Source organism: Mesorhizobium sp. M0437 (genome assembly GCF_040321335.1).
Taxonomy (GTDB): Bacteria; Pseudomonadota; Alphaproteobacteria; order Rhizobiales; family Rhizobiaceae; genus Mesorhizobium.
Genome location: NZ_JAMYRK010000020.1, coordinates 45,663 through 71,810, shown reverse-complemented (window position 1 = coordinate 71,810; position 26,148 = coordinate 45,663). Strand labels below are relative to the sequence as shown.

The 26,148-nt window shown below is 63.7% G+C and carries 20 protein-coding genes and 1 tRNA gene; 9 read left to right on the top strand and 12 right to left on the bottom strand.

Annotation, left to right across the window (positions count from 1 at the left end; genetic code table 11):
- Positions 1–112: 112 nt before the first annotated feature.
- The 3 genes from NKI72_RS15250 to NKI72_RS15240 are packed head-to-tail and all read left to right on the top strand — an operon-like array spanning position 113 to position 3,768.
- On the top strand, positions 113–1,036 hold the full coding sequence (locus tag NKI72_RS15250) for an ABC transporter permease subunit (protein WP_352850271.1): 924 nt from the start codon (positions 113–115) through the stop codon (positions 1,034–1,036).
- On the top strand, positions 1,029–2,147 hold the full coding sequence (locus NKI72_RS15245; protein ID WP_352449089.1) for an ABC transporter permease: 1,119 nt from the start codon (positions 1,029–1,031) through the stop codon (positions 2,145–2,147). Before NKI72_RS15250 ends, NKI72_RS15245 begins: the two co-directional genes overlap by 8 nt.
- Position 2,148: 1 nt before the next feature.
- Positions 2,149–3,768, top strand: coding sequence for an ABC transporter ATP-binding protein (locus tag NKI72_RS15240; protein ID WP_352850270.1), 1,620 nt, complete (start codon positions 2,149–2,151; stop codon positions 3,766–3,768).
- Here the strand turns inward: NKI72_RS15240 and NKI72_RS15235 are convergent.
- Both NKI72_RS15235 and NKI72_RS15230 read right to left on the bottom strand, forming a co-directional pair.
- Positions 3,743–4,768, bottom strand: coding sequence for a site-specific integrase (locus NKI72_RS15235; protein WP_352850269.1), 1,026 nt, complete (start codon positions 4,766–4,768; stop codon positions 3,743–3,745). The genes NKI72_RS15240 and NKI72_RS15235 overlap by 26 nt on opposite strands.
- Before the next feature lie 501 nt (positions 4,769–5,269).
- Positions 5,270–5,346, bottom strand: a tRNA-Pro gene (locus NKI72_RS15230).
- A gap of 205 nt (positions 5,347–5,551) precedes the next feature.
- On the opposite strand from NKI72_RS15230, the gene NKI72_RS15225 reads away from it, so the two are divergent.
- The gene (locus NKI72_RS15225; protein WP_502908954.1) at positions 5,552–7,066 is read left to right on the top strand and encodes a phosphomannomutase/phosphoglucomutase; all 1,515 of its coding nucleotides are present in this window, start codon (positions 5,552–5,554) and stop codon (positions 7,064–7,066) included.
- A gap of 17 nt (positions 7,067–7,083) precedes the next feature.
- Positions 7,084–9,354, top strand: coding sequence for an AGE family epimerase/isomerase (locus tag NKI72_RS15220; RefSeq protein WP_352850267.1), 2,271 nt, complete (start codon positions 7,084–7,086; stop codon positions 9,352–9,354).
- On the opposite strand, the gene betB is transcribed toward NKI72_RS15220, so the two are convergent.
- From betB to betI, 5 genes are read right to left on the bottom strand one after another with little or no spacing between them, the layout of a single operon-like run.
- Positions 9,318–10,781, bottom strand: coding sequence for a betaine-aldehyde dehydrogenase (gene betB, locus NKI72_RS15215; protein ID WP_352832906.1), 1,464 nt, complete (start codon positions 10,779–10,781; stop codon positions 9,318–9,320). The two genes, NKI72_RS15220 and betB, sit on opposite strands and share 37 nt — an antisense overlap.
- 59 nt (positions 10,782–10,840) lie before the next feature.
- Positions 10,841–12,493, bottom strand: a complete 1,653-nt coding sequence (gene betA, locus NKI72_RS15210) for a choline dehydrogenase (protein ID WP_352832904.1) — start codon at positions 12,491–12,493, stop codon at positions 10,841–10,843.
- A 3-nt stretch (positions 12,494–12,496) separates the two neighbouring features.
- Positions 12,497–13,504 carry a pyridoxal-phosphate dependent enzyme gene (locus NKI72_RS15205; protein ID WP_502908953.1) on the bottom strand — a complete coding sequence of 336 codons (1,008 nt, stop codon included), beginning with the start codon at positions 13,502–13,504 and terminating at the stop codon, positions 12,497–12,499.
- Positions 13,504–15,033 carry a choline-sulfatase gene (gene betC / locus NKI72_RS15200; protein WP_352850264.1) on the bottom strand — a complete coding sequence of 510 codons (1,530 nt, stop codon included), beginning with the start codon at positions 15,031–15,033 and terminating at the stop codon, positions 13,504–13,506. Before betC ends, NKI72_RS15205 begins: the two co-directional genes overlap by 1 nt.
- Entirely contained in the window at positions 15,030–15,620 is a 591-nt protein-coding gene (gene betI / locus NKI72_RS15195) for a transcriptional regulator BetI (RefSeq protein ID WP_352454288.1), read from the bottom strand. The genes betC and betI overlap by 4 nt, the downstream gene beginning before the upstream one ends.
- 226 nt (positions 15,621–15,846) lie before the next feature.
- On the opposite strand from betI, the gene NKI72_RS15190 reads away from it, so the two are divergent.
- Together NKI72_RS15190 and NKI72_RS15185 are read left to right on the top strand one after the other, a co-directional pair.
- Positions 15,847–17,013, top strand: coding sequence for an acetyl-CoA acetyltransferase (locus NKI72_RS15190; protein WP_352850263.1), 1,167 nt, complete (start codon positions 15,847–15,849; stop codon positions 17,011–17,013).
- 26 nt (positions 17,014–17,039) lie between these two features.
- The gene (locus tag NKI72_RS15185) at positions 17,040–18,044 is read left to right on the top strand and encodes an asparaginase (protein ID WP_352832895.1); all 1,005 of its coding nucleotides are present in this window, start codon (positions 17,040–17,042) and stop codon (positions 18,042–18,044) included.
- Here NKI72_RS15185 and NKI72_RS15180 read toward each other — a convergent pair.
- Positions 18,037–19,413 (bottom strand): TIGR03808 family TAT-translocated repetitive protein, encoded by a 1,377-nt coding sequence (locus NKI72_RS15180; protein WP_352832892.1) that lies wholly within the window; start codon positions 19,411–19,413, stop codon positions 18,037–18,039. The two genes, NKI72_RS15185 and NKI72_RS15180, sit on opposite strands and share 8 nt — an antisense overlap.
- Before the next feature lie 131 nt (positions 19,414–19,544).
- Here NKI72_RS15180 and NKI72_RS15175 point away from each other — a divergent pair, with 131 nt between their 5' ends.
- Complete coding sequence (locus tag NKI72_RS15175) at positions 19,545–20,018, top strand: GreA/GreB family elongation factor (protein ID WP_352501759.1); 474 nt, start codon at positions 19,545–19,547, stop codon at positions 20,016–20,018.
- Here NKI72_RS15175 and NKI72_RS15170 read toward each other — a convergent pair.
- The 4 genes from NKI72_RS15170 to NKI72_RS15155 form a co-directional block, all read right to left on the bottom strand.
- Entirely contained in the window at positions 20,015–20,401 is a 387-nt protein-coding gene (locus NKI72_RS15170) for a type II toxin-antitoxin system death-on-curing family toxin (RefSeq protein ID WP_352501760.1), read from the bottom strand. The two genes, NKI72_RS15175 and NKI72_RS15170, sit on opposite strands and share 4 nt — an antisense overlap.
- The gene (locus NKI72_RS15165; RefSeq protein WP_352501761.1) at positions 20,398–20,628 is read right to left on the bottom strand and encodes an AbrB/MazE/SpoVT family DNA-binding domain-containing protein; all 231 of its coding nucleotides are present in this window, start codon (positions 20,626–20,628) and stop codon (positions 20,398–20,400) included. Before NKI72_RS15165 ends, NKI72_RS15170 begins: the two co-directional genes overlap by 4 nt.
- Before the next feature lie 75 nt (positions 20,629–20,703).
- The gene (gene scpA, locus NKI72_RS15160) at positions 20,704–22,827 is read right to left on the bottom strand and encodes a methylmalonyl-CoA mutase (protein ID WP_352850262.1); all 2,124 of its coding nucleotides are present in this window, start codon (positions 22,825–22,827) and stop codon (positions 20,704–20,706) included.
- Positions 22,824–24,266: a methylmalonyl-CoA mutase subunit beta gene (locus NKI72_RS15155; RefSeq protein WP_352614924.1), complete on the bottom strand. Its 1,443-nt coding sequence runs from the start codon at positions 24,264–24,266 to the stop codon at positions 22,824–22,826. Before NKI72_RS15155 ends, scpA begins: the two co-directional genes overlap by 4 nt.
- Before the next feature lie 277 nt (positions 24,267–24,543).
- Here NKI72_RS15155 and NKI72_RS15150 point away from each other — a divergent pair, with 277 nt between their 5' ends.
- On the top strand, positions 24,544–26,076 hold the full coding sequence (locus NKI72_RS15150) for a helicase HerA-like C-terminal domain-containing protein (RefSeq protein ID WP_352540736.1): 1,533 nt from the start codon (positions 24,544–24,546) through the stop codon (positions 26,074–26,076).
- Positions 26,077–26,148 lie beyond the last annotated feature (72 nt).

Sequence of the window (26,148 nt, the reverse complement as noted above, 5' to 3'; positions counted from 1 at the left end):
GCATCGGCCCGGGAACCGGATTCGATTTTCGACAATGTCGGTGCGAAGATTTGAAGGCTAGAGCGCAATCGTCCAGCCGGACGCGCGCTGCTCTGGATCAAGCGGGGCATCGATGCTGCGTTACGTATTCCGGCGGCTCCTGACCGCCATCCCGACGCTGTTCGTCATCGTGACTATAGCGTTCTTCCTGATACGCGTCGCGCCGGGCGGCCCGTTCAACCAGGAGCGGGGCCTGAGCCCCGAGATCAGGGCCAATCTCGAAGCCCAGTTCGGCCTCAACGACCCGCTCTGGCTGCAGTACCTCCATTATCTAGGCAATCTTCTGCGCGGCAATTTCGGCCCCAGCTACAACATGCCGGATTTCACCGTCGGCGAGTTGTTCAGGGAAGGCCTGCCGATCTCGATCCAACTCGGCGCTTCGGCGCTCGTTCTGGCGCTGCTCCTCGGCAGCGTGCTCGGCACTGTTGCCGCGCTCAACCAGAACAAGCTTGCCGACTATTCGGTGATCGCGCTGGCGACCGCCGGCAGCACCATTCCAACCTTCGTCATCGCCCCGGTGATCCAGCTTGCATTCGGATTGACATGGAAGCTGCTGCCGATCGGCGGCTGGGGCGACGGAGCCCTCATCAATAAGGTCGGCCCGGTGCTGACGCTCGCTCTGCCGCAGATCGCCATCGTCGCCCGATTGATGCGCGGCTCGATGATCGAATCGCTGCACTCGCATCACATCCGCACCGCGCGCGCTCTCGGCCTGTCCGACTGGTCGGTCGTCGTCAAGCATGCGCTGCGCGGCGCCATCCTGCCGATCGTCTCCTTCACCGGTCCGGCAGCCGCAGCCCTTCTCACCGGCTCGGTCATCGTCGAGACCATCTTCTCTATCCCGGGCATCGGCCGCCATTTTGTCGTTGCTGCACTCAACCGCGACTACACGCTGGTGATGGGGACGGTGGTGGTCATCGCGCTCTTCACCATTGTCTTCAACCTGATCGTCGACGTCCTCTATGGGGTCGTCGATCCGAGGGTGCGCTATGACTGATATCGCAGTTGCCGCACCGGTCGTCGGCCGGTCCCTGTGGGGTGACGCCTGGGCGCGCCTCAAGGCCAATCGCGCGGCCATGTTCAGCCTCTATTATCTTGCCTTCATCGCCGTCATCAGCGTGTTTGGGCCCTATCTCGTGCCGCACCAATACACCACCATCTATGCCGACTATGTCCGTACGCCGCCGAGCTTCTCCGCCTATCCGAAGGCCGACATGATCGAAGGCGCTCTCGATGAGGCGATCAGGCGTATGCGCGTCGACATCAAGGAGTGGCGGCAGGAGGGCAGCCGTGTGTTCGTTACCGTCAAATCGTCCAAGCCGATCGACGACCGCAACATTCGCTACCTTGATCGTTCCGATACCTTTGATGACACAAAGATCGAGAGCAAATCGCCGGACGGTCTCGAAATGGTGATGAGTGCCTCGATCAAGCAGCAATATTTCCTGTTCGGCACCGACAATACCGGCCGCGATCTCCTGTCCAGAACGCTGATGGCCGGGCGCATATCGCTGGCCATCGGCCTGCTTGCCGGCATTGTGGCCGTGGTCATCGGCGTGCTCTATGGCGCCACCGCCGGCCTTGCCGGCGGCAGGGTCGACGAGGTGATGATGCGTGTCGTCGACGTGCTTTATTCTTTGCCGTTCATCTTCTTCGTCATCATGCTGGTGGTGTTCTTCGGCAGGAACTTCGTGCTGATGTTCCTGGCGGTCGGCGCGGTGCTGTGGCTCGACATGGCGCGCATCGTTCGCGGACAAGCGCTGTCGATCCGCCGGCAGGAATATGTCCAGGCGGCGGAAGCGATGGGCGTCGGCCAGCGAGGCATTCTGCTGCGCCATGTGATCCCCAATTTGCTCGGGCCGGTGGTGATCTACATGACGCTGCTGGTGCCGCAGGTCATTATACTGGAGAGTTTTTTGTCGTTCCTCGGGCTTGGCGTCCAGGAGCCGATGACCAGCTGGGGCGTGCTGATCTCGGTTGGCGCCCAGAACATCGGCTCGGCCAACTGGCTGCTTCTTTTCCCGGCCTTCTTTCTCGTCTCTACGCTGTTCGCGCTGAACTTCGTCGGCGATGGGCTGCGCGATGCGCTCGACCCGAAGGATCGTTGAGATGGCTGCTTCCGATACCATTCTCAGCGTCAAGGACCTTCGAGTCCGCTTCCGCACCCTCGACGGTGTGGTGGAGGCGGTGAAGGGCATCAATATCCACGTCAAATCAGGCGAAACCGTCGCCGTCGTCGGCGAATCCGGTTCCGGCAAGAGCCAGACGATGATGGCGGCGATGAGCCTGCTCGCCTCGAACGGCGAAGCCACCGGCACCGTCGATTATCGCGGCCGCAATCTTTTGACGCTGGGCAAGCCCGAGCTCAACAAGATCCGCGGCCGCAAGATCAGCATGATCTTCCAGGAGCCGATGACTTCGCTCGACCCGCTCTATTCGATCGGCAACCAGCTGATCGAGCCGATCCGCAAGCATCGCGGACTTGGCGCCGCCGCGGCGCGCGAGGAGGCGCTCAAGCTGCTGCGGCTGGTCCATATTCCCGATCCGGAGCGGCGGATGAAATCCTATCCGCACGAGTTGTCGGGCGGTCAGCGCCAGCGCGTCATGATCGCCATGGCGCTGGCCAACGACCCCGACATACTGATCGCCGACGAGCCGACGACCGCGCTCGACGTCACCATCCAGGCGCAGATCCTCATGCTGCTCGCCGAATTGCAGCGCAAGCTCGGCATGGCGATCGTCTTCATCACCCACGATCTCGGCATCGTCCGGCGCTTTGCCGATCGGGTCTATGTGATGCGCTATGGCGAGGTGGTCGAGGAGGGCGAGGCGGAAGCGATCTTCGCCAACCCGCAGCACGGCTACACCAAGATGCTACTTGCCGCCGAGCCGACCGGCACCAAGGCGCCGCCGCCTCCGAATGCCCCTGTCCTGCTTGAAGGCAGGAACGTCGAGGTGACCTTCAAGATCGGCGGCGGATTTCTTGGCGGCGAGCCGCTGCTGCTGCGCGCCGTCGATCACATTTCGATACGGCTGAAGCGCAACCAGACGATCGGCATCGTCGGCGAATCCGGCTCGGGAAAATCGACGCTCGGCCGCGCCTTGCTGCGGCTCCTGCCCAGCGACGGTATCATCCGGCTTGGTGACCGCGACATTTCCCACGCCGACCGCCAGGCGATGCGGCCGCTGCGGCGCGAATTGCAGCTGGTTTTCCAGGATCCGTTCGGCTCGCTGTCGCCACGCATGACCGTCGGCCAGATCATCACCGAGGGGCTCCTGGTCCATGAGCCCAATCTGTCGGGCAGGCAGCGCGATCTCCGCGCGGTCGATGCCTTGCTCGAAGTCGGGCTCGACCCGAACACGCGCAACCGCTATCCGCATGAATTCTCCGGCGGTCAGCGGCAGCGCATCGCCATTGCGCGCGCCATGATACTCAAGCCTAAAGTGGTGGTGCTGGACGAGCCGACCTCGGCGCTGGACCGCTCCGTGCAGAAGCAGATCGTCGAATTGCTGCGGAAGCTGCAGGCCGACCACGAACTGTCCTATCTGTTCATCAGCCACGATCTCGCCGTCGTGCGCGCCATGGCCGACTACATCATCGTCATGAAACAGGGCAAGATCGTCGAGGAGGGGCCGGCCGAGGCGATCTTCAGCAATCCGCAGGCAACCTACACACAGACACTGATGGCCGCGGCCATCGATGTCACGCGATTTCGCCTGAGCGCATAGCCTTGCTGGCGATCCGCCACATGTCGACGTCGCACAGCACAGGCCACATGGCGCGGGTATAGCGAAGCACATTCGGGGTGACATCGTCGCCGAGCCCGGCTTCCACGCGGCAGGTGCGGAACGCCTTCTCGATGCGCTTTGTCGGTTCGCCCAGGCTGTCATGGACGACCGGCCCGCAGTCGCAATCGATACGCTTCCAGCGGCGCATATGGGCGATCAGCCGTGACGGCAGTCGCGTCGGCGGACGCCATTTCTTGCTTTTTTTCGCGTGCTGATCTTTGCAATAGAGCACGCCGCGGCCTAGGTCCGGCCAAGCTTCTGCGGCCTCGCCATCCCAATTGAGTTGCAGGATTGAACGATGTCGGCAGCCAGTGTAGAGCCCCACAATGATAAAGCGGCAGAGATGAGCGTACTGACCGTGCTTCCGGCGCAGCCGCAATGCCGCGCGCAGCAGTCCCGCTGCTTCCTCGCGCGTCAGCCAGCGCTCGCGCGCTGCTGGTTTGTCTGGCAAGGTGACGGACGGCTTCGGATCGAGACCGTATTCCTTGGCCCAAAAGTTGATCGCCGAGCGGAGGTCCTCAAGATCGCGACGCGGGCCTGATGTAAAGTCCTTGTCTCGCCACGCCGGGAGTAACGCACGGCGGGTCTCCATCGCCGCAGCGTTGAGCTTGGCGATTCGCTCACGCTCTACCCGATTGCGCTCGCGCGAACGGTGCTCGACATAGGCGCGGCAGCGATCTCCATTGATGTTGGCGACCGGCTCGGTGCCGAAGAATTCGTTCAGAAAACGCATCCTGGCGAGAAATTCCTTGCGACCGGCAATCTTGGCCTGGCGTGCTTCGGTATAGGCGGCGAGGATGTCACCGACAGTCAGGCGGCGGGCATCGGCCCTGGAGATCGGGGGCTGATATTTGCCGGCGGCGGCAGGCCCGAGTTGAGGGCGCAGCATACCTGAAGCGCTAGACACCGCTCCCGTGCGGGCATGATGATGGGTCGTCACGATGGTCCCCTTTTTTGCTCCGAAGTTGTTCGTCCTGCGGACGGGGATCATTAGAAGAGGCAACAAGACCGGCTTTGCAACAAGCAAAATGGGCGATAGTGCCGTGAGATGCAAAGACTTGCGAAAGGCGGCGCAGAATCTCGCCGGCTTGGCTTTCCCGCCGGATGACGAGTCTTGGTGCATTCCCGGAGGGCGGCTGACAGCCGCATCAAAATGGTGGCTCGGGCTATCCCATGTTCCGGTTGCAACCGAGGTGTAAATCTCACGCCGGCCTTCACGGGACGATTTGGCATTTCGAAGCGGGGGAGGTTTCCGATGCCTTGGAAATCTCGCTTTTTTCGGTGACGAACATGCGTTAGCAATAGCCGCGATCCGATGCCACTGCGGGCACCGCGTAGCCTCTCCTCGGCCAAACCTCTTTTTGTCGAATGTACAGGCGCAACTTGGAAGAGCCCCTACGAGCCCTGAGCCATTGCCTCCCGGGTTGGACAATGTTTTTTCTGGTCGGAGTGGCAGGATTTGAACCTGCGACCCCATCGTCCCGAACGATGTGCGCTACCAGGCTGCGCTACACTCCGTGACCAGACCGCGGGCTTATAGCCGCCGAGTTTGGTTACTGCAAGCGCCAATGGCAGCGCTTCTGTCGCATTTCTTTCGCTTTCGCCGCCACGTCATACAGGTTTCAGTTTCCTGTCGCACAAACACGGCTTAAAGGGCATCTGGGTAACCGTCCACTTGCCTCGAAGCACCTGATTCAGCCGCCTGGAGTTTGCAGCCTTGTCGATGAAGATCGTTAGCGATGCCAGACCAAACACATTCGAGTTCGAAACCTCGGCGCTCGTCATGCCGTCCGGGTTTCGCGAATATGATGCGCGCTGGTGGTTCGGCCATCCCGGCTCGAACGAAACGCCGGAACTCAATCTAATCGGCGTCCAGGCGCTCGGCATGGGGCTCGGCACGCTGATCCGTCGCCTGGGTGCCGGACCCGACATCGTCACCGGTCACGATTTCCGCTCCTATTCGCTTGCCATCAAGCTGGCGCTGGTTTCCGGGCTGATGGCGGCCGGCGCACGGGTCAAGGATGTCGGGCTTGCCCTGTCGCCGATGGCTTATTTCGCCCAGTTCGCGCTCGACACGCCGTCCGTTGCCATGGTCACTGCCTCACACAACGAGAATGGCTGGACCGGCGTCAAGATGGGCGCGGCGCGTCCGCTGACCTTCGGTCCGGAGGAGATGAGCGCGCTGAAGGCGATCGTGCTGTCAGGCGATTTCGACCTTGTCGGTGGTGGCTCCTACGCCTTCGTTGCGGATTTCCGCAAAACCTACCTTGACGATCTGACCGCGGGAAAGCGTATCTCCAGGAAGCTCAAGGTGGTGGCCGCCTGCGGCAACGGCACCGCCGGGGCTTTCGCTCCCGAGGCACTGGAAAGGATCGGCTGCGAGGTCATCCCGCTCGACGTCGAGCTCGATCATACGTTTCCCAATTACAATCCCAACCCCGAAGACATGCAGATGCTGCACGCCATTCGCGACAAGGTGCTGGAAACGGGCGCCGATGTCGGGCTAGGCTTCGACGGCGACGGCGATCGCTGCGGCGTGGTCGACAATGAAGGAAACGAGATCTTCGCCGACAAGGTCGGCGTCATGCTGGCGCGCGACATTTCGCACCTCTATCCCGGCTCGACTTTCGTCGTCGACGTCAAGTCGACCGGATTGTTCATGACTGACAAGGTGTTGCGGGAAAATGGCGCGGTCACCGACTATTGGAAAACCGGTCACTCCTATATCAAGCGGCGCGTGGCCGAACTCGGCGCTGTCGCCGGTTTTGAGAAATCGGGCCACTTCTTCTTCAATCCTCCGATCGGCCGCGGCTATGACGATGGCCTGGTCACGGCCATCGCCATCTGCCAGATGCTGGATCGCAGCCCGCAAAGCAGCATGGCTGACCTCTATCGCGATCTGCCGCTGACCTTTGGCACGCCGACCATGTCGCCACACTGCGCCGACGAGCTCAAATACGGCGTCGTCGAGCGCGTCGTAGGCGACTTTCGCAAGATGAAGGACGAGGGCACGGTCTTCGCCGGCCAGAAGATCGGCGAACTGATCACCGTCAACGGCGTCAGGGTCGTGGCGGAGGATGGTACATGGGGGTTGGTGCGGGCATCATCGAACAAGCCGGAGCTTGTGGTGGTGGTGGAGAGCCCGGTATCGTCCGAGCGGCGGCGGCAGATGTTCGAAGCCGTCGATGCGGTGCTGCGCCGCAGCCCCGAAGTCGGCGCCTACAATCAGACTTTTTGAACGCGGGGCTTGTTTTCATGATCGAACGGATCGTCAGTTTTGTGATGAGCGGCGGCGTCGGCTCGCGGCTGTGGCCGTTGTCGCGCGAGGACAATCCCAAGCAGTTCCATGACTTCTCGGGCGACGGCTCAATGCTGGCCAAGACGCTGCGGCGGCTGACCGCGCGGCCGGAAGGCGAAACGCCGGTTTTCCTGATTGCCTCGGAAAGGCACGCCGACCGCGGTCATGCCGACATTGCCGGTCACGAGCTTTCCGGCGGCGGCCCGCTGTTCGAGCCGACCGGACGCAACACCGCGGCGGCCGTCGCTTTGGCAAGCCTGCGCACGCTGTCGGAATTCGGCGACAGCCTGGTGCTGGTGGTGCCGTCCGATCATGAGATCGCGACGCCACAGCAATTCTGGCGGAGCATCGAGGCCGGCACGGCGGCCGCGCGCCAAGGCAGGCTGGTTGTGTTCGGCATCAAGCCCGCCCAACCCGAGACCGGTTACGGCTACATCGAGGTGGCCGGCGAGCGCGATGGCATCTGCGATGTCTCGCGTTTCGTCGAAAAACCCGATCTCGCCACGGCGCAGAGCTATCTCAAGGCTGGCAACTTCTACTGGAACACCGGCATCTTTCTGTTTCGCGCAAGTGCCATGCGCGACGCGTTCATGGCCTTCCAGCCCGACATCTGGAGCGCCACAGAGGCTGCCTACCAGGCTGCGACATCGGATCTTTCCGGCCTCTACATGCCTCTGGATCTCTATGCCGCCATCCCATCGACATCGATCGACTATGCGATCATGGAGCGCGCCAGCGGCATCGCCATGGTGCCGGCCGGCTTTCGCTGGAACGATCTCGGCTCCTGGCAATCGCTGCTCGACGTCGGCCCCTCCGACACGCAGGGCAATGTCATCGTCGGCGATGTCGTCGCCATCGATTGCGAGAACTCCTATATCCGCAGCGACGGCCGCCTGCTGTCGGCCATAGGCCTGAAGGACGTCGCCATCGTGTCGACCGCCGACGCCACTTTCGTTGCTCCGGTCAGTCACAGCCAGAACGTCAAGAAGATCGTCGAGCAGCTCGAAAAAAGCGGCCGCCTTGAGACCAGGTTCACGCCCGCCGACGACCGCGTCATCGAAAGCGGCGCCTGGCAGCGCCGCGTGCACCATTGGCTGTTCGAGGAGACGGTGCCCTTATGGTCGACGGTCGGCGTCGATGAGCGCCACGGCGGGTTCCACGAGGCGCTCGGCTTCGATGCCGCCCCTCTGATGAAACCCAAGCGCATGCGCACGCAGGCCAGGCAGATCTACGCCTTCGCCGTCGCCAAGGCGCGCGGCTGGAACGGCCCGGCCGATCGGCTGATCAGCCACGGCCTCGAATTCATGGCCAGGCACGGACGTACCGACAATGGCGGCTGGGTACGCACGCTCAACGTCGACGGCACCGTCGCCGACGCCGCCGAGGATGCCTATGACCATTCCTGCGTGCTCCTGGCGCTGGCGCATGCCCATATGTGCGGCAATCCCGATGCGTTGCGGCTTGGCCAGGAGACCTTTGCGTTCATCGACGCGCATCTCGAGGACGAACGCCTGACCGGCTTCCGCGAGACCTCGAGCGGCGAGGGCGAGCGCCGCTCCAACCCGCACATGCATCTGCTCGAGGCATTCCTGGCCTGGCATCAGGCGACCGGCGAGCGCGCCCATCTTCGTCGCGCCGCGCGCATCGTCGATCTGTTTCGCAGCCATTTCTTCGACCCGGAAAGCTGGACGCTGGGTGAGTATTTCGACCATGAATGGCGGCCGACCCCTGGTGAGAAGGGCACGTGGACCGAACCCGGCCATCATTTCGAATGGGCCTCGCTGCTGGTCGACTTCGCCGGCCGCAGCGGCCAGAGCGGCTTGACCGGCCTTGCGCGGAAGCTCTACGCGTCGGCGATCGCCAATGGCCTGAACCGCGCCACGGGCCTCGCCTACGGCGCCGTCTCGCGGCAAGGCCTGCCGCTCGACCGCGTCTCGCGCAGCTGGCCGCAGGCCGAAGCGATCAAGGCGGCGATCGCGCTGGACGGTTCGGGCGGTCCCGACCTGAAGCCGGAGATCGAAGCACGGGTCGGCCGGCTGTTCCGCTGGCACATCAATCCGGCGCCGCTCGGCCTGTGGATCGACCGCATCGACGAGCGTGGCCGCTCCTTGGCGAGCGAGGTGCCGGCCAGCATCTTCTATCATCTCGTCTGCGCGCTGACGCAGTATCTGGACGGCACGGCGCCCAAGGATCAGTACGGGCTGGCGACATCCCCGGTCTCGACATAGACCGACTTCAGCTGCGAATAGAGCGCCAGTGCCGCGAGCGAATTCTCGCGGCCGATGCCGGATTGCTTGAAGCCGCCGAAGGGGATTTCGACCGGCGTCAGATTGTAGGCGTTGATCCAGCAGGTGCCGGCCTGCAGTTCGGCGATGACACGATGGGCGCGCGCCAGGTCTCGCGTGAACACGCCTGCGGCGAGGCCGAATTCGGTGTCGTTGGCGCGCTCGATCACCTCGTCCTCGCTGTCAAACTTCAGCACGCTCATAACCGGCCCGAAAATCTCCTCGCGGGCGATGCGCATCGTGTCGGTGACACCGGTGAACACCGTCGGCTCGACGAAGAAGCCATCCTGGAAACCCTGCAGCGAAGGCACATTGCCGCCGCAGGCGAGCACCGCGCCATCCTGCTTGCCGGCCTCTATGTATGAGACGACCTTGTCGTGCTGCGCCTTCGAGACCAGCGGCCCCATCTGCGTGTCCGGATCGAGCGGATCGCCGATGCGGATTTTCTTCGTCCGTTCGGTCAGCCTCTCGACGAAACGGTCATGGATGCCGCTCTGCACGAAGACCCGCGTGCCGTTGGAGCAGATCTGGCCGGTCGAATAGAAATTGCCGAGCATCGCGCCGCCGATGGCATTTTCGAGGTCGGCGTCTTCGAAGACGATCAGCGGCGACTTGCCGCCGAGCTCCATCGTTGCGTGCTTCATCTTTGAGCCGGCGAGCGACAGCACTTTGCGGCCGGTTGGCACCGAGCCGGTCACCGAGACCTTGGCGACGACATCGTGGCCGACAAGGCCGGCGCCGACATCGCCAAAACCCTGGACCACGTTGAACAGCCCGTCGGGCAGCCCGGCCTCGGTGTAGATTTCGGCGAGCGCCAGCGCTGATAGCGGCGTGTTTTCCGATGGTTTGAAAACCATCGCATTGCCCATTGCGAGGGCGGGTGCGGATTTCCAGCCGGCGATCTGGATCGGATAGTTCCAGGCGCCAATGCCGACGCAAACGCCGAGCGCCTCGCGCCTGGTATAGGCAAAGGGTCCGCCGAGATCCACGGCCTCGCCATTAAAGGCGGCGACGGCGCCGCCGAAATATTCCAGGCAGTCGGCCGCCGACGGGGCGTCCGCAACCAGCGTCTCCTGGATCGGTTTACCAGTGTCCAGCGTCTCGATGCGCGCCAGATCGGCATTGCGCGCGCGCAAAATGTCGGCGGCGCGGCGCAGGATGCGGCCGCGTTCGACCGCCTTCAGCCGCGCCCAGGCCGGTTGTGCTGCACGCGCGGCCTCGATCGCGAGCTCCAGCACGTTCGGCGTCGCCGAGCGCAGCATGGCGATGGTCTCGCCGGTTGCCGGATAGATAACCGGCAGCGCTGCGCCGCGCTCGTCGTCGATATAGCGGCCGTTGACATAATGCGATGCCGTTGGCTGGGCGCGCATGACTGTTCTCCAAATCGTCTTGTCGCGGCATGCGGAATATGCGTCCGCCGGATCATGGCCTATCTGTCCGACACCTGCCAGCGCGGATTGATCCATGGTTCCTGGTTGGAAGGTGGCAGCGGCGTACGCCCGAGAATGTGGTCGGCGGCCTTCTCGCCGGTCATGATCGACGGAGCGTTGAGATTGCCATTGGTGACGCGCGGGAAGATCGAGGAATCGGCGACCCGAAGCCCTTCGACGCCAATGACGCGGCATTCTGGATCGACGACGCTCATCGCATCGTCGGCACGGCCCATCTTGCAGGTGCCGCACGGGTGATAGGCGCTTTCGACGTGGTCGCGGATGAAGGCGTCGAGCTCCTCATCCGATTGCACATGTGAACCTGGCGACAGTTCCTTGCCGCGGTACGAATCGAAGGCCGCCTGCCCGAAGATCTCGCGGGTCAGCCGGATGCAGTGGCGGAACTCCGTCCAGTCGTCCGGATGCGACATGTAGTTGAAGCGGATCACCGGCTTCGATTTGGGATCGGGCGAGCGCAGCGTGACCGAACCGCGCGACTTCGACCGCATCGGCCCGACATGCGCCTGGAAGCCGTGCGCCTTGGCCGCCGCCTTGCCGTCATAGCGGACCGCGGCCGGGATGAAATGATACTGGATATCGGGATAGTCGACGCCGGCGCGCGAGCGTACGAAGGCGGCCGCCTCGAAATGATTGGTGGCGCCGAGGCCGGACTTGAAGAACAGCCATTGTGCCCCGATCAGCGCCTTCGAGAACGGGTTCAAGACGGAGTTCAGCGTGATCGGCTTTGTCGATTCCTGCTGGATGTAAAGTTCCATATGGTCCTGCAGATTGCGGCCGACTCCGGGCCGGTCGACAATCACCGGGATGCCATTCTCCCTAAGGTGCTGGCCGGGGCCGATGCCGGACAGCATCAGGATCTTGGGCGAGTTGATCGAGGACGCGGCAACGATCACCTCGCGCCGCGCTCTGACCATCTGAATCCGTTTGCGCACTTCGATCTCGACGCCGGTGGCGCGTTGATTCTCGATGATTACCCGCCGGGCGAAACCCTTGACCAGGCTGACATTTTTCCGCCTCAGCGCCGGCCTCAGATAGGCGCTCGCGGCCGACCAGCGACGGCCGCCGCGGATGGTCTGCTCCATCGGCCCAAAGCCTTCCTGCTTCGCGCCGTTATAGTCGTCGGTCAGCTCGAAACCGGCCTGACGGCCTGCCTCGACGAAGGCGCCGTAGAGTGGGTTCGTCCTCGAGCCGCGCTGCACAGTCAGCGGGCCGCCGTGGCCGCGCCAGCCATTCTCGCCGCCATTGCTGTCCTCCATGCGCTTGAAGTACGGGAGCACATCGGCAAAGCCCCAGCCGGTCGCGCCCTGTTCGGCCCAATGGTCGAAGTCGCGGGCATGGCCGCGCACATAGACCATGCCGTTAATCGAGGATGAGCCTCCGATGACTTTGCCGCGCGGCGTCGCCAGCACGCGGCCGCCGAGATGCGGCTCCGGCTCGCTGGCGAAGCCCCAGTCGTAAAGGCTCATATTGAGCGGGATCGACAGCGCCGACGGCATCTGGATCAGCGGCCCGATATCGCTGCCGCCATATTCGATGACGATCACCGAATGCTTGCCGTCCTCCGACAGCCGGTAGGCCATGGCCGAGCCGGCCGAGCCGGAGCCGATGATGACGAAATCCGCTTCAAGCATGGTTCATGCGCGCCCGTGGTTCATATGCGCAATGAAATCGGCCAGCGAGACGTTGCCGCCGGTTGCCATCACCAGAACGGTCTTGCCGGTTATGTCGACCTTGCCGCCGAGCACCGCCGCCAGCGAGGCAGCGCCGGATGGCTCGAGCACCAGCTTCAGCCGCTCGAAGGCGAGGCGCATGGCGCGCCGCACCGAAGCATCGTCGACGGTGACGCCGCGAACGCCGGCGGCCTTCACCGCTGCGAACGGCGCGTCGCCGGGCCGCCGCGACATCAGCCCGTCGCAGATCGATTTCGGTCCGATCGGCATGGTTTCGATGGCGCCATGCGCGAGCGACGAGCCCATGCCGTCAAAACCTTCCGGCTCGACGCCGATGATCTCCGTGGCGGGCGACAGATAGTGGAAGGCCAGCGAAACGCCACCGATCAGCCCGCCACCGCCGACCGAACAGAACAAGCCATCGGCCTCCACTTGCCTGGCGGCGAGCTGGTCGAGTGCCTCCAGTCCGGCGCCGGCCTGGCCGGCGACGATCTCCGGAGCGTCGAACGGGTGCAGCAGCGCCAAGCCATCGCTCGCGGCGATCTCACGCGCTCTGGCGGCGGCGACTTCCTCACGCGCGCGTTCGCCATGGTCAGTCAGCACCACGCGCGCGCCATACCCTGACGTGGCATCGCGTTTGGCGGCAGGGGCGTCGATCGGCATGACGATGGTGACGGGAATGCCAAGCGCTTGGCCAGCCGCCGCTAGCCCCTGCGCAAAATTGCCGGAGGAGTAGGCGACGACGCCCTTTTTGGTTTCGTCAGGCGAGAGCTTCTTCAGCCGCCAGTAGGCGCCGCGCACCTTGAACGATCCTGCCCATTGCAGCGATTCGGCCTTGACGAAGACGCGGGCGGCGCCGGTCTCGCGGGCAAGTGCCGCCGATTCCAGGAGCGGCGTGATCTGCGTCGCCTTGGAGGTGACGGCATAGGCCTGCCTGAGATGGTCGAGCGAGGGGACGAGACTATCTGCCATCATTCGCCTCGCGGAAAGCGCTTCTGCTCTTCGAGCAGGTCGAGGTTCATGTGGTTGCGCATGTAGCGCTCCGATGCCTTCTGCAGCGGCTGGAATTCCCAGGGATAATGGGTGCCGTTGCGCAGCGCCGGGTAGACCACCCAGCGGCGTGCCTGGCTGGCACGCACCGCTGCATCGAACGCCGCCATGTCCCAGCGCGCCCGCACCTTGTCGGAGAAAGCGGTCACCAAAGCCGCATTGGCCGGATCGGCGGCGAGGTTGGTCGATTCCAGCGGATCCGATTCAAGATCAAACAGTTGCGGCGGATCGATCTCGCAATGGATGAATTTGTAACGGCCCTCGCGCAGCGCCACCATCGGCGCGTTCGAGCCTTCGGCGGCATATTCCATCAGCACCGGCGCGGAGCGCTTCTTTCCATTCAGCAGCGGCAGCAGCGACTGGCCGTCGGTCCACGACGCAATCGCGCTGATGTCGATGCCGGCGAGGTCGCAAAGCGTCGGCGTCACGTCGAGGTTGGAGACCGGCGTGTCGATCAGCCCGGCGGCGATGCCTTTGCCGGCGATCATCAGCGGCACCCGCGCCGAACCTTCGAAGAAGCACATCTTGAACCACAGGCCGCGCTCGCCGAGCATGTCGCCGTGGTCCGAGCAGAACAGGATGATCGTGTCGTCGAGCATGTGCGTGTGCTCGAGCACCGACATCAATTCGCCGAGCTTGTCGTCGAGATATGAGATGTTGGCGAAATAGCCACGGCGCGCGCGGCGGATCTGCTCCGCTGTGATGTCAAAGCTGTCATAGTCGCTGGCGCGGTAGAGCCGCTGCGAATGCGGGTCCTGCCTGTCGTAAGGAATGAAGCCGACCTCAGGCTCGAGCGCCGGGCAATCCTCGTAGAGGTCCCAGTATTGCCGCCGTGCGACGTAAGGATCGTGCGGATGGGTGAAAGAAACCGTCAAGCACCAGGGCCGATGTGCGGCATCGTCGGAGACGCGGGCAAAATCATAAAGCTTCTGCACGGCATGGAAGGCGACCTCGTCGTCATATTCCAGCTGGTTGGTGATCTCAGCAGTACCGGCGCCGCTGACGGAGCCGAGATTGTGATACCACCAGTCGATGCGCTCGCCGGGTTTGCGATAGTCGGGCGTCCAGCCGAAATCGGCCGGATAGATGTCGGTGGTCAGCCGCTCCTCGAAACCGTGCAACTGGTCCGGCCCGACGAAATGCATCTTGCCGGAGAGGCAGGTGTGATAACCGGCGGCGCGCAGATGATGGGCAAAGGTCGGGATCGAAGACGCGAATTCGGCGGCGTTGTCATAGACCCCGGTGCGTGACGGCAACTGGCCGCTCATGAATGCGGCGCGGCCCGGCGCGCAGAGCGGCGAGGCCGTGTAATTGTTGCAAAAACGCGCCGAACGCGCGGCGAGCGCCTTCAGATGCGGCGCGTGCAGGAAGTCCGCCGGCCCATCCGGAAACAGCGTTCCGTTGAGCTGATCGACCATGACGATCAGGATGTTGGGTCGCTTGGATGTCACTGCTTCTGCCGTCCGCTGAGCTTCGTTTCGAGATAGTCCTCGACCAGTGCGATCGCGGTCGCGGCATCGGGAACACCGTCTTTCAGCGCGCGCCTGATATAGAGCCCGTCGATCAGCGCCGCCGTCGCTTCGGCGACCCGGTCGGCCTCGCTTCTCGGCAGGATCCCGGCCAGCCCGCTGAGCAGATTGGAATGCAGCCGCCGCGCATAGACCTTGAGCAGCCGTCGAAGCGCTGCCGATTTCTGCGCCTCGACATAGAAGGCGAGCCAGGCGGCGATCGTTTCGGGCTGGAACTGGATGTCGGAGAAATTGACCGCGACCACCGCCGAGACGCGCTGGCGCGCCGTGCCGGCCGCGCGAAGTGCACGGCGCGTATCGGCGGTGAGCTCGCTGAGGATGTGCCGCATCGTCGCCAACAGCAATTCGTCCTTGACGCCGAAATAATGGTGGGCAAGCGCCGAGGACACGCCGGCGCGCCCGGCGATTTCCGACATCGTCACATCAAGCGAACCGCGCTCGCCGATCGCCGAGATCGTTGCATCGATTAGCGCCCTGCGGCGCAACGGCTCCATTCCGAGTTTCGGCATTCTTGCTCCGGCCTGTTGGGGCAAGATTATTTTTTATTGACGCATCAATCAACAAAAATCCGGCCTGATTTGCTGGCAAAAGCCAGGCACTATGACCAGATGATCAAGATCAAGCGATTGTGCGGTTCTGGCCCCTTCACGAAGCCGGCGGAACGGTTCATGCTTGAACAATGCTGAGGCGCGCTGCAAGTATCGCGTAGCCCGGGTCCACAGGATGGAGATCGCCATGACAGCATGCATCGTCGGTTGGGCGCATTCGCGCTTCGGCAAGCTCGAAGGCGAGACGCTGGAGGGCCTGATCACCAAGGTGGCAGTCGAGGCGCTCGATCATGCCGGCATCGGTCCGGATGACGTCGACGAGATCGTGCTCGGCCACTTCAACGCCGGGTTTTCCGCCCAGGATTTCACCGCGAGCCTGGTCCTCCAGGCAGACGACCGGCTGCGCTTCAAGCCTGCGACCCGCGTCGAGAACGCCTGCGCCACCGGCTCGGCGGCGGTCAGGCAAGGCATCCGCGCCATCGACGCCAATGCCGCCCGTATCGTGCTGGTGGTCGGCGCCGAGCAGATGACGACGACGCCCGGTCCCGAGATCGGCAAGAACCTGCTCAAGGCCTCGTATCTGCCGGAGGACGGCAACACGCCGGCAGGTTTCGCCGGCGTCTTCGGCAAGATCGCCCAAGCCTATTTCCAGCGCTACGGCGACCAGTCGGATGCGCTGGCGATGATCGCCGCCAAAAACCACAAGAACGGCGTCGACAATCCCTACGCGCAGATGCGCAAGGATTTCGGCTACGAGTTCTGCCGGCAGGAAAGCGAAAAAAACCTCTTCGTCGCCGGTCCGCTGAAGCGCACAGACTGCTCGCTGGTGTCGGACGGTGCCGCCGCGCTTGTCCTTGCCGACACGGCCACGGCGCTGAAGATGCGCCGCGCCGTCGCCTTCCGCGCCAACGAGCATGTGCAGGATTTCCTGCCGATGTCGAAGCGCGACATTCTCGCCTTCGAAGGCTGCGAGCAGGCGTGGAACCAGGCGCTGAAGCAGGCGGGCGTGACGCTCGGCGACCTGTCCTTCGTCGAGACGCATGACTGTTTCACCATCGCCGAACTGATCGAGTATGAGGCGATGGGCCTGGCAAAGCCGGGCGAGGGCGCCAAGCTGGCCCTGGATGGCGAGACGGCGAAAAATGGAAGGCTGCCGGTCAATCCGTCCGGTGGACTGAAGGCCAAGGGCCACCCGATCGGTGCCACCGGCGTATCGATGCATGTGCTGAGCGCCATGCAGCTTGTCGGCGAGGCGGGCGGCATCCAGGTGCCGGGAGCAAAACTCGGCGGCATCTTCAACATGGGCGGTGCCGCGGTCGCCAACTACGTTTCCATTCTCGACCGGATCAGATAAACCCGCCCGCATTCGCGGGAGGTGACATGGCAAATCCGGTTCTGGTCGAAGTCTTGCGCGGCGCAATCGTCGAGAGTGCTCATCGCGGCGCTGTTGCCGTCTTCGACGCCGACGGCAAGCCTGTCTGGGAGATCGGCGACACGGCACAACCGGTGTTCCCGCGTTCGGCGGTCAAGGCGATCCAGGCGCTGCCGCTGGTCGAGAGCGGCGCTGCCGATGCCTACGGCTTCGGTGATCGGGAGCTGGCGCTGGCCTGCGCCTCGCATTCCGGCGAGCCGTCACATGTCGAGCTGGCGCGCGCCATGCTGGCGAAGGCCGGCTTGGACGAGACGGCACTCGAATGCGGCGCGCATTGGCCTTCGAGCCATGGAGCGACCCTGGCACTTGCCCGCGCCGGCAGCGTGCCGAACGCGCTGCACAACAATTGTTCCGGCAAGCACTCGGGCTTTCTCTGCACCTGCGTTCACAGCGGCATCGCCCATCGTGGTTACGTCAAGGCTGGCCATGCCTCGCAGGAGATGGTGCGCGAAGCGATGCAGGCGGTGACCGGTGCTGCCCATGACGCCGATCACCGCGGCACCGACGGCTGCTCGATTCCGACCTATGCCGTGCCCCTGCGCAGCTTTGCCCTTGGCTTTGCCCGCATGGCGACAGGTGCCGGGTTCGAGCCGGTGCGCGCCCGGGCGGCGAAGCGGCTGCTTTCCGCCTGCATGGCCGAGCCGTTTTTCGTCGCCGGCACGGGCAGGTCCGATGTCGCGATGATGGACGCCGCACCGGGCCGGATTTTCGTCAAGGGAGGCGCCGAAGGTGTTTTTTGTGCAGCCCTTCCGGAGCTTGGCCTTGGCATCGCGCTGAAGTGCGACGATGGCGCCGGCCGCGCCGCTGAAGTGATGGTCGCGGCCGTGCTGGCTAAGCTTTTGCAAGCCGACCAGGCGCTCGCAGCGAAACTGACCGAACAGGCAAATCCGCCTATCGAGAGCCGGATCGGCGCCAAGGTTGGCGCGCTCCGGCCGACGGCCACCTTCAACTGACGTGGTTGCGCTCGACGGTCAAATGCGCGTAGCCGGCATTGCCTGATGCGGCGAGGTCACCGGTCACTCGCTCGGCCCAGCGTTGGCCGACGATCGCGCCGTTCTGGACTCCGTCGATGACATTGTCGGAGATGATTGCCGTTCCGGCACCTTCAACCACGCTGACGGCGATGCCGGTTCCGGCCTTGCGGACGATGTTTCCCGTGGCGACCACATTGCGCATGAACGGTCCCCAGCCGATCTGCATGCCGTAGAGCGGCGCATTCTCGATGACGTTGCCGGAAACGGTGGTGTCGGCCTCGACGCTGATGCCGACGCCGAAGCCGGGCGCGTCGGCAGGGTAGGGGCCGCTGGTCGACAGATTGCGGACGATGTTGCCGGAGCACACGCCCATGCGGCCGCCCTCATTGAAATTGACGATCGAAATACCGTTCGCGGCGCCATCGACGATGTTGTTGCCGATGACGGCGCCTTCGAACGAGAATTCGGAATACACGGCCGTCTCGCCCGAACGCGAGCAGGTGTTGCCGGTGATCTGCAAATTGCTGGAAGTGTTGGCGCGGATCGCCGAGAACGCGCAGTCCGAGACAATATTGCCGGAGATGATGACGTTGCCGGCGCGGAACGCATTGATGCCGTTGCCGTTCTGGCCGGTTCCGCCGCTGCGCGCCTGGATGCGCTCGATCCGGTTGCCGCTGACGATGGTGCCGTCTTCAGCCGCCTGCCAGCGGTGCACGAGAATGCCGCCATTGGCGCAGTCGGAGACGCTATTGCCTGATATTTCCAGGCCATCGGCCTCGACCGAATAGATGCCGGCATCGGCCGCACCGGAAATCTCCAAGCGCTCGATGCGGCCCGAGGCGTGCTCGAGCGCCAGACCGTTCTTGCCGCTGCCGGTAAGCTGGCAATTGTCGACGACCAGATGGGCGATGCGGCGCAGATCGAGCAGGCCTTGCGTGTAGTCGCCCATCCAGCGTTTGCGGCCATCGAACACCAGCCCACTGAGTTCGATGTGCTCGGCCCGTTCGGCCATGATGAGATGGCCATTGCCGCCATAGACGATCCGCGATGCGCCCGGCACGCCGGACAGGCGCACGCGGCCGGGCAGCGACAGGTTGGAAACGATATAGATCCCCGGCGGCAGGAACACCGGCATGTCGCGGTCGTGCGCGTCGCGCAGCAGCTTGGTGAAAGCCTTGCTCTGATCGTCAAGCGCACCGGGCCGGACGCCGAGCTCGGTCGCGTTGATCGCGCCACGCATCGCGGCTTTCTCGATGCTTGGCAGGTTTTTCGCCGCTGCCTTGCCGAGCGAAAGCCCCATGACGGCAAAGCCGGCGGTCTGCGCAAGCAGCGTTCGTCTGTTCAACATCGGCACAGATTCCTTGCGTTCAACGGTCGCGCCGCAGGATTCGTGCCAGACAGGATCGGCCCGGATCGGCTCCGACGTCGGTTCGCCGGCTACGGCTTGTGGAGTCGTCGCGTCAGGCATAAGTTCGATAAATGAGCAGGGCTTTCACCCGCGAGGAAGACAGCGAAAACGCCATCGCCGGCATCGGCGAGCGGCCGATCAGTCATCACCGCAATCTGGTGACGGAACGCGGCCTGACGCTGATCGATGCGGAGGTGGCCGCTCTGCGCGACGAACTGGGCAGAGCCGAAAAGAGGGCCGACCGCGAGCGTATCGCGCTGGTGTCGCGTGATCTCCGCTACTGGACGGCGCGGCGCGAAAGCGCCGAGCTTTCGGTGCCGGAACCGGGCAGCGACATGGTTCGCTTCGGCATGGGCGTCACGCTGGAAAGCCACGACGGCAAGAAGGTTCACTGGAAGATCGTCGGCGAGGACGAAGCCAATCCCGCTAAGGGGACAATTTCTCATATGTCGCCGATGGCGATGGCCTTGTTCGGCAAGAAGGTCGGCGAAGTTGCCGTGGTCAATGGCAAGGAATGGGAGATCGTCAAGCTCTCCGACAGTTAGTCTTCGAGCTTGACGACATGATCGCGGAAGAACGCTGAGGCGCCGGCCTCGTCGATTTCGCCGGCGGCGACCATCATGACCAGTTGAATAATGTCCGCCTGCTCGGCTTCGATGCTCAGCCCGTTGAAATAAAGGAACAGATCGGCCGCCGCAAAAGCCGTGCGCTTGTTGCCGTCGACGAATGGATGGTTCTTGGCAATGCCGAAAAGATAGGCGGCTGCGAGTTCACAGAGATCGGGCTCGCCATAGATTTCTCTTTGCTGCGGCCTGTAAAGCGCCGACTCCAGCATTCCTTGATCGCGGATTCCCGCTGCGCCGCCGTGGAGGCGCAACTGCTCGGCGTGAAGCGCCTCCACGAACTCCCTCGAATGATGCTCGGTCATTTTGCGAGCGCGCGGTAGGCAACCTCGTACTTCTTCATCCGCTCGCGCGCGATCTTCATCTTGCGCTCGAATTCTTCGGCAGTGTCCTCGGTGCGGCGCAGGCGAAGCTCATCGCCCTCCTGGACGATGACGATGCTGTCGCCGGCCTTCAGGTTCATGCGGTCGAGAATTTCCTTCGGCAGGATCACGCCTTCGGAATTACCGATCTTGCGAATGGTCGTGTTCATGGTGAGACATCCTGTTGCAACGCTGATTATAACCAACCGTGTTTCTGTGGCAACAGACATTATAACAACAGCGCATCAGCCGACCTTAAGCAGCCGGTCCATCAGCCGCTCCGCCGCTTCGGGGATAACCGTGCCGGGCGGGAAGATTTCAGTGGCGCCTGCCTGCCGGACTGCGTCGTAATCCTGCGGTGGAATGACGCCGCCGGCGACGATCAGCATGTCGTCGCGGCCGAGCTTCTTCAGCGCATGCTTGAGTTCGGGAATAAGCGTCAAATGGCCCGCAGCCAGCGACGAGGCGCCGACGATGTGCACGTCATGCTCGACGGCCAGCCTGGCGATCTCGTCCGGAGTCTGGAACATCGGCCCGACGGTGACGTCGAAGCCTAGGTCGGCAAAGGCGGTGGCGATCACTTTCTGGCCGCGATCATGGCCGTCTTGCCCCATCTTGGCGACCAGAATGCGCGGCTTGCCGCCGGACTTTTCCTCGAACGCGACGATCTTGTCCTGCAGCCGGTCGACCACCGGATTGTCGCCGAGCGCGTTGCGATAGACGCCGGAGATCGTCTGCACCGAGGCGACATGGCGGCCGAAAACTTTTTCCAGCGCCAGCGAAATCTCGCCGACCGTGGCGTTGGCGCGTGCGGCCCGGATGGCGAATTCCAGCAGGTTTCCGTTACTCCCGGCAGCACGGGTCAGCGCATCGAGCGCGCTCTCGACGGCGGCGACGTCGCGCGTACCTTTCAGCCGCTGCAGCTTCGACAATTGCCGTGCCCTGACCTCGGCATTGTCGATCTTCAGCACGTCGACTTCGATGTCCGTGCCGGGACGGTGGGCATTGACACCGACCACGATCTGTTCGCCGGAATCGATGCGCGCCTGGGTGCGCGCGGCAGCCTCTTCGATGCGCAGCTTCGGTAGGCCCTTTTCGATCGCCGCGGCCATGCCGCCGAGGCTCTCGACCTCCTCGATATGCGCAAGCGCACGCGCCGCCAGATCATGTGTCAGCCGTTCGACATAGGCGGAGCCGCCCCACGGGTCGATAATGCGCGTCGTGCCGGATTCCTTCTGCAGGATGAGCTGTGTGTTGCGGGCGATGCGGGCCGAATGGTCGGTCGGCAGCGCCATTGCCTCGTCGAAGGAATTGGTGTGCAGCGACTGCGTATGGCCTTGAGTCGCCGCCATCGCCTCGATCATGGTGCGGATGATGTTGTTGTAGGGGTCCTGCGCCGTCAGCGACCAGCCCGAAGTCTGGCAGTGGGTGCGCAGCGACAGCGAGCGCTCGTCCTTCGGCGAAAAGTTCTTCAGCATTAGGCTGGCCCACAATACGCGCGCTGCTCTCAGCTTGGCGACTTCCATGAAGAAATTCATGCCGATCGCCCAGAAGAAGGAAAGGCGCGGCGCGAAACGGTCGATGTCGAGGCCGGCCGCGACGCCGGCGCGGGCATATTCGATACCGTCTGCAATCGTGTAGGCGAGCTCGAGATCCGCCGTCGCTCCCGCCTCCTGCATGTGATAGCCGGAGATCGAGATCGAATTGAACTTCGGCATGTGCTTCGACGTGTAGGAAAAAATGTCCGACACGATCCGCATCGAAGGTTTTGGCGGATAGATGTAGGTGTTGCGCACCATGAACTCTTTCAGGATGTCGTTCTGAATGGTCCCGGTGAGGTCCTTCTGCGCAACGCCCTGTTCCTCCGCCGCGACGATATAGAGCGCCATGATCGGCAGCACCGCGCCGTTCATCGTCATCGATACCGTCATCTCGTTAAGCGGGATGCCGTCGAACAGCTGGCGCATGTCGAGAATGGAATCGATGGCGACGCCGGCCATGCCGACATCGCCGGCGACGCGCGGATGGTCGCTGTCGTAGCCGCGGTGCGTGGCGAGATCGAAGGCGACCGACAGGCCTTTCTGGCCGGCGGCAAGGTTGCGTCGGTAGAAGGCGTTGGACTCTTCGGCCGTCGAGAAGCCGGCATATTGCCGGATCGTCCAGGGTTGCTGGACATACATCGTCGGATAGGGGCCGCGCACGAAAGGCGGCAGGCCTGGATAGGTATCGAGGTGCGGCAAGCCCTTGAGATCGCCCTGGTTGTAGAGATGCTTGACGGCGATTCCTTCCGGCGTCATCCGCTGGCCTTTGATCTCGACCGGCGCCCGCCGTGGCGGCGACCAGGCGATCTGGCTGAAATCCGGGATCATGGCACGGCTCCGATCGACTGATCGATGCGGATCGGAAATAGCGGCTCGCACACCGCAACGCCTTCGGTGAAGGCAGGCCGCCGCTCCGCCGCCAGCGTCTCGACCGGACGCTCGGTCTTCGACGGGTGCAGCGTCGTGCCGACGATCGCCCGTTCGCCCGCCTGGTAGGCTGTGTTGCGGCGGGCGGAAGCTGCCTGGACGCGCCTCTGGATGTGGCCTTGCTCAAGGCTGGTCAGCACGCCGCCTTCCGCCTCGATCTGCTGGAACTCCTGCCAGGCCGCCGCGCAGAGCTCCGCAGTCAGCGCTTCGACGGCCCCCGAACCGCAAACCGGATCGGCGACGTGGTCGATATTGCTTTCATTGGCCATGATCAGTTGCGCGTTGCGGGCAACGCGGCGGGCAAAACCCGCGGGCAGGCCGTGCGCGATCGTGTGCGGCAGGATGGCGATCGAATCCGCGCCGCCGGCGGCAGCGGCAAAAGCGGCAATGGTGGTGCGCAGGATGTTGGTTTCCGGATCGGCCGCCGTCATCATCCGGAAGGATGTTTCGGCATGGATGCTGGCGGTGGAGGGCGGTATCGAGCAGGCCTCCTGGACACGCGCCCACAGCCTGCGCAACGCCCTGACCTTGGCCGTCGAAACGAACTGGTCCTGGTCGACGCTGAGCGCAAAACCGATATGCGGCGCCGCGTAGACGAGCGGCTGGCGCGCCTTCTCGAACAGCCTCAAATAGGAGACGGCCGAGGCGAGCATGGTGCCAAGCTCCTGCGCCTCGGTGGCGCCGGCATTGTGGAATACCCGCCCGTCGGCCTCCAGCAGCACGCCGGGCACACCCATCGAAAAGAAATGCGCCAGCGATTGCGGCATCGAAGCCTGCAAAGCCTCGATCGACATGCGCAGCCTGCCGGTCCCGGCAAAGATCGCCGCCGGATCGATGCCGAAGGAGAGGTTGAGCTTTGCCGGGTCGGAGCGGCGCTTGGTCAAAAACGCCACCAGCCAGTCGGCCACGGCACGGCTCCAGGGATGGGCGTCGATGCGGATCTGGATGCGGTTGAGCGGCACGCCGTCGAGCACGCCCTCCAGCGCCTCCGCCGTCCTCGGCAAGCCATAGCCGAAGGCGTTCGGCGCACCCTCGAAGACAAGCGACAGTCCGGTGGCACCCTGCGCGACGTCTTCCAGCGCCTGCGCACTGGCGCGGCCTATGTCCGGATCGTCGATGCGCTGGCTGACGATCCACGGTGATCCCGGGTTGGCGCGCACGACAGGCTCGGCGGTTACCGAACGCTCGTAGAGCGGCTCGATGCGGATGGCGTCGTCCGTATGCGAGACGAGCTTTTCCTCGAAGGACCCGCCGGCCAGCGCCTTCTCCGCCAGCGCCAGCCATCGTTGCCGGTCGACGTTCGGAAGTTCGGCATCCTGGGTCAAGGCACCGGCGCCCATCGGTTCTCCTCGTTCTAGCGGCCGCAGCGGCCGACTATGTCAGTCTACGGTCCCCGGCCCGATATCACAATGCAGCACACATGCGGTGCAACTCGCCTTCCGTGACGGTGACCGTCAACCGATTGCCAAACATGGGCAGGTTCCGCAAGCTCCAAAAGCCATTTTCGACGGTGCCCATTGTCGCTGCGCAATGGCCTCACTATACCTGCGGCGGGGCTCCCTTTTCTTCAAGGGATCAGGGCATTCAACCCTATAGGTTTGCGGAGAGACCGGACACATGGCCGACGATACCAGTATCTTCATAGGGGCCAGCCGCAAGCCGGACGACAGTTATCAGCGGCCCGAACAGCTTTTGCTGCAATATGGCAATCGTCATGGCCTGGTCACCGGCGCGACCGGCACCGGCAAGACGGTGACCCTGCAGATATTGGCCGAGGGTTTCTCAAATGCCGGCGTGCCGGTATTCTGCGCCGACATCAAGGGCGACCTGTCGGGTATCGCTATGATGGGCACAGCGCAGGATTTCCTGGTCAAGCGGGCCGAGCAGGTCAAGCTCGATCCCTATGAATTCCAGGAATTCCCGGTCATCTTCTGGGATCTGTTCGGCGAGCAGGGCCACCCGATCCGCGCCACCATCTCGGAGATGGGGCCGCTGCTTCTGTCGCGGTTGATGAACCTTTCCGAGGCGCAGGAAGGCATCATGAACATCGCCTTCCGCATCGCCGACGAGGAAGGCCTTCTGCTGCTCGATTTGAAGGACCTGCAGTCACTGCTGGCCAATATCGCCGACCGCGCCGAAGAGATCGGCGCCCGCTACGGCAATGTGACGAAGCCTTCGGTCGGCGCGATCCAGCGCACGCTGCTGGTCCTGGAGCAGCAGGGCGCTGCCAATTTCTTCGGCGAGCCGGCATTGCGGATATCCGACATCATGCGCACCACGCGCGATGGACGCGGCGCCATCAGCGTGCTCGCCGCCGACAAGCTGATGATGAATCCGCGGCTCTATGCGACGTTCCTTCTGTGGCTGATGTCGGAACTGTTCGAGGAACTGCCGGAAGTCGGCGACCCGGACAGGCCGAAGCTGGTCTTCTTCTTCGACGAGGCGCACCTTCTGTTCGACGACGCCCCGAAGGTGTTGGTCGACCGCGTCGAGCAGGTGGTCCGGCTGATCCGCTCGAAGGGCGTCGGCGTTTATTTCGTCACGCAAAATCCGCTGGATATCCCCGAAACGGTGCTGGCCCAGCTCGGCAACCGCGTGCAGCACGCACTCCGTGCCTACACGCCGCGCGAACAGAAGGCCGTCAGGACGGCGGCCGAGACGTTCAGGCCTAATCCCGACTTCGACTGCGCAACCGTGATCACGCAGCTCGGCACCGGCGAGGCGCTTGTCTCGACGCTGGAAGCCAAGGGCGTGCCGTCCATGGTGCAGCGAACGCTGATCCGCCCGCCGTCATCGCGCCTTGGCCCGATCACGCCCGACGAGCGCCGCAAGCTGATCACCGAGAGCCCGGTTGCGGGACAATACGATCAGACCATCGACCGCGAATCGGCCTTCGAGATGCTGCAGAAGAAGGCCAAGGACGCCCAGGAGGCACAGGCGCAGCAACAGGAAAGCGGCCGTTCGCGCTGGACCATTCCCGGCTTCGGCAATGACGATCCCCAGCCGACCGGCGGCCGCCGCGCGCCGCGCCCCTCCAACCGTCAGACCGTTGCGGAGGCGGCGATCAAATCCATCGTGCGCTCGGTCGGCTCGTCGGTCGGACGGGCGATCGTCCGCGGGATTTTGGGGAGCTTGTCCAGGGGCAGGTGAGGGGCATCGCACCGAAGGGCGGGCATCTGTGTTGGCAAATTCTGTCTTGCACATCAAGTGCCGGTGGCCAGA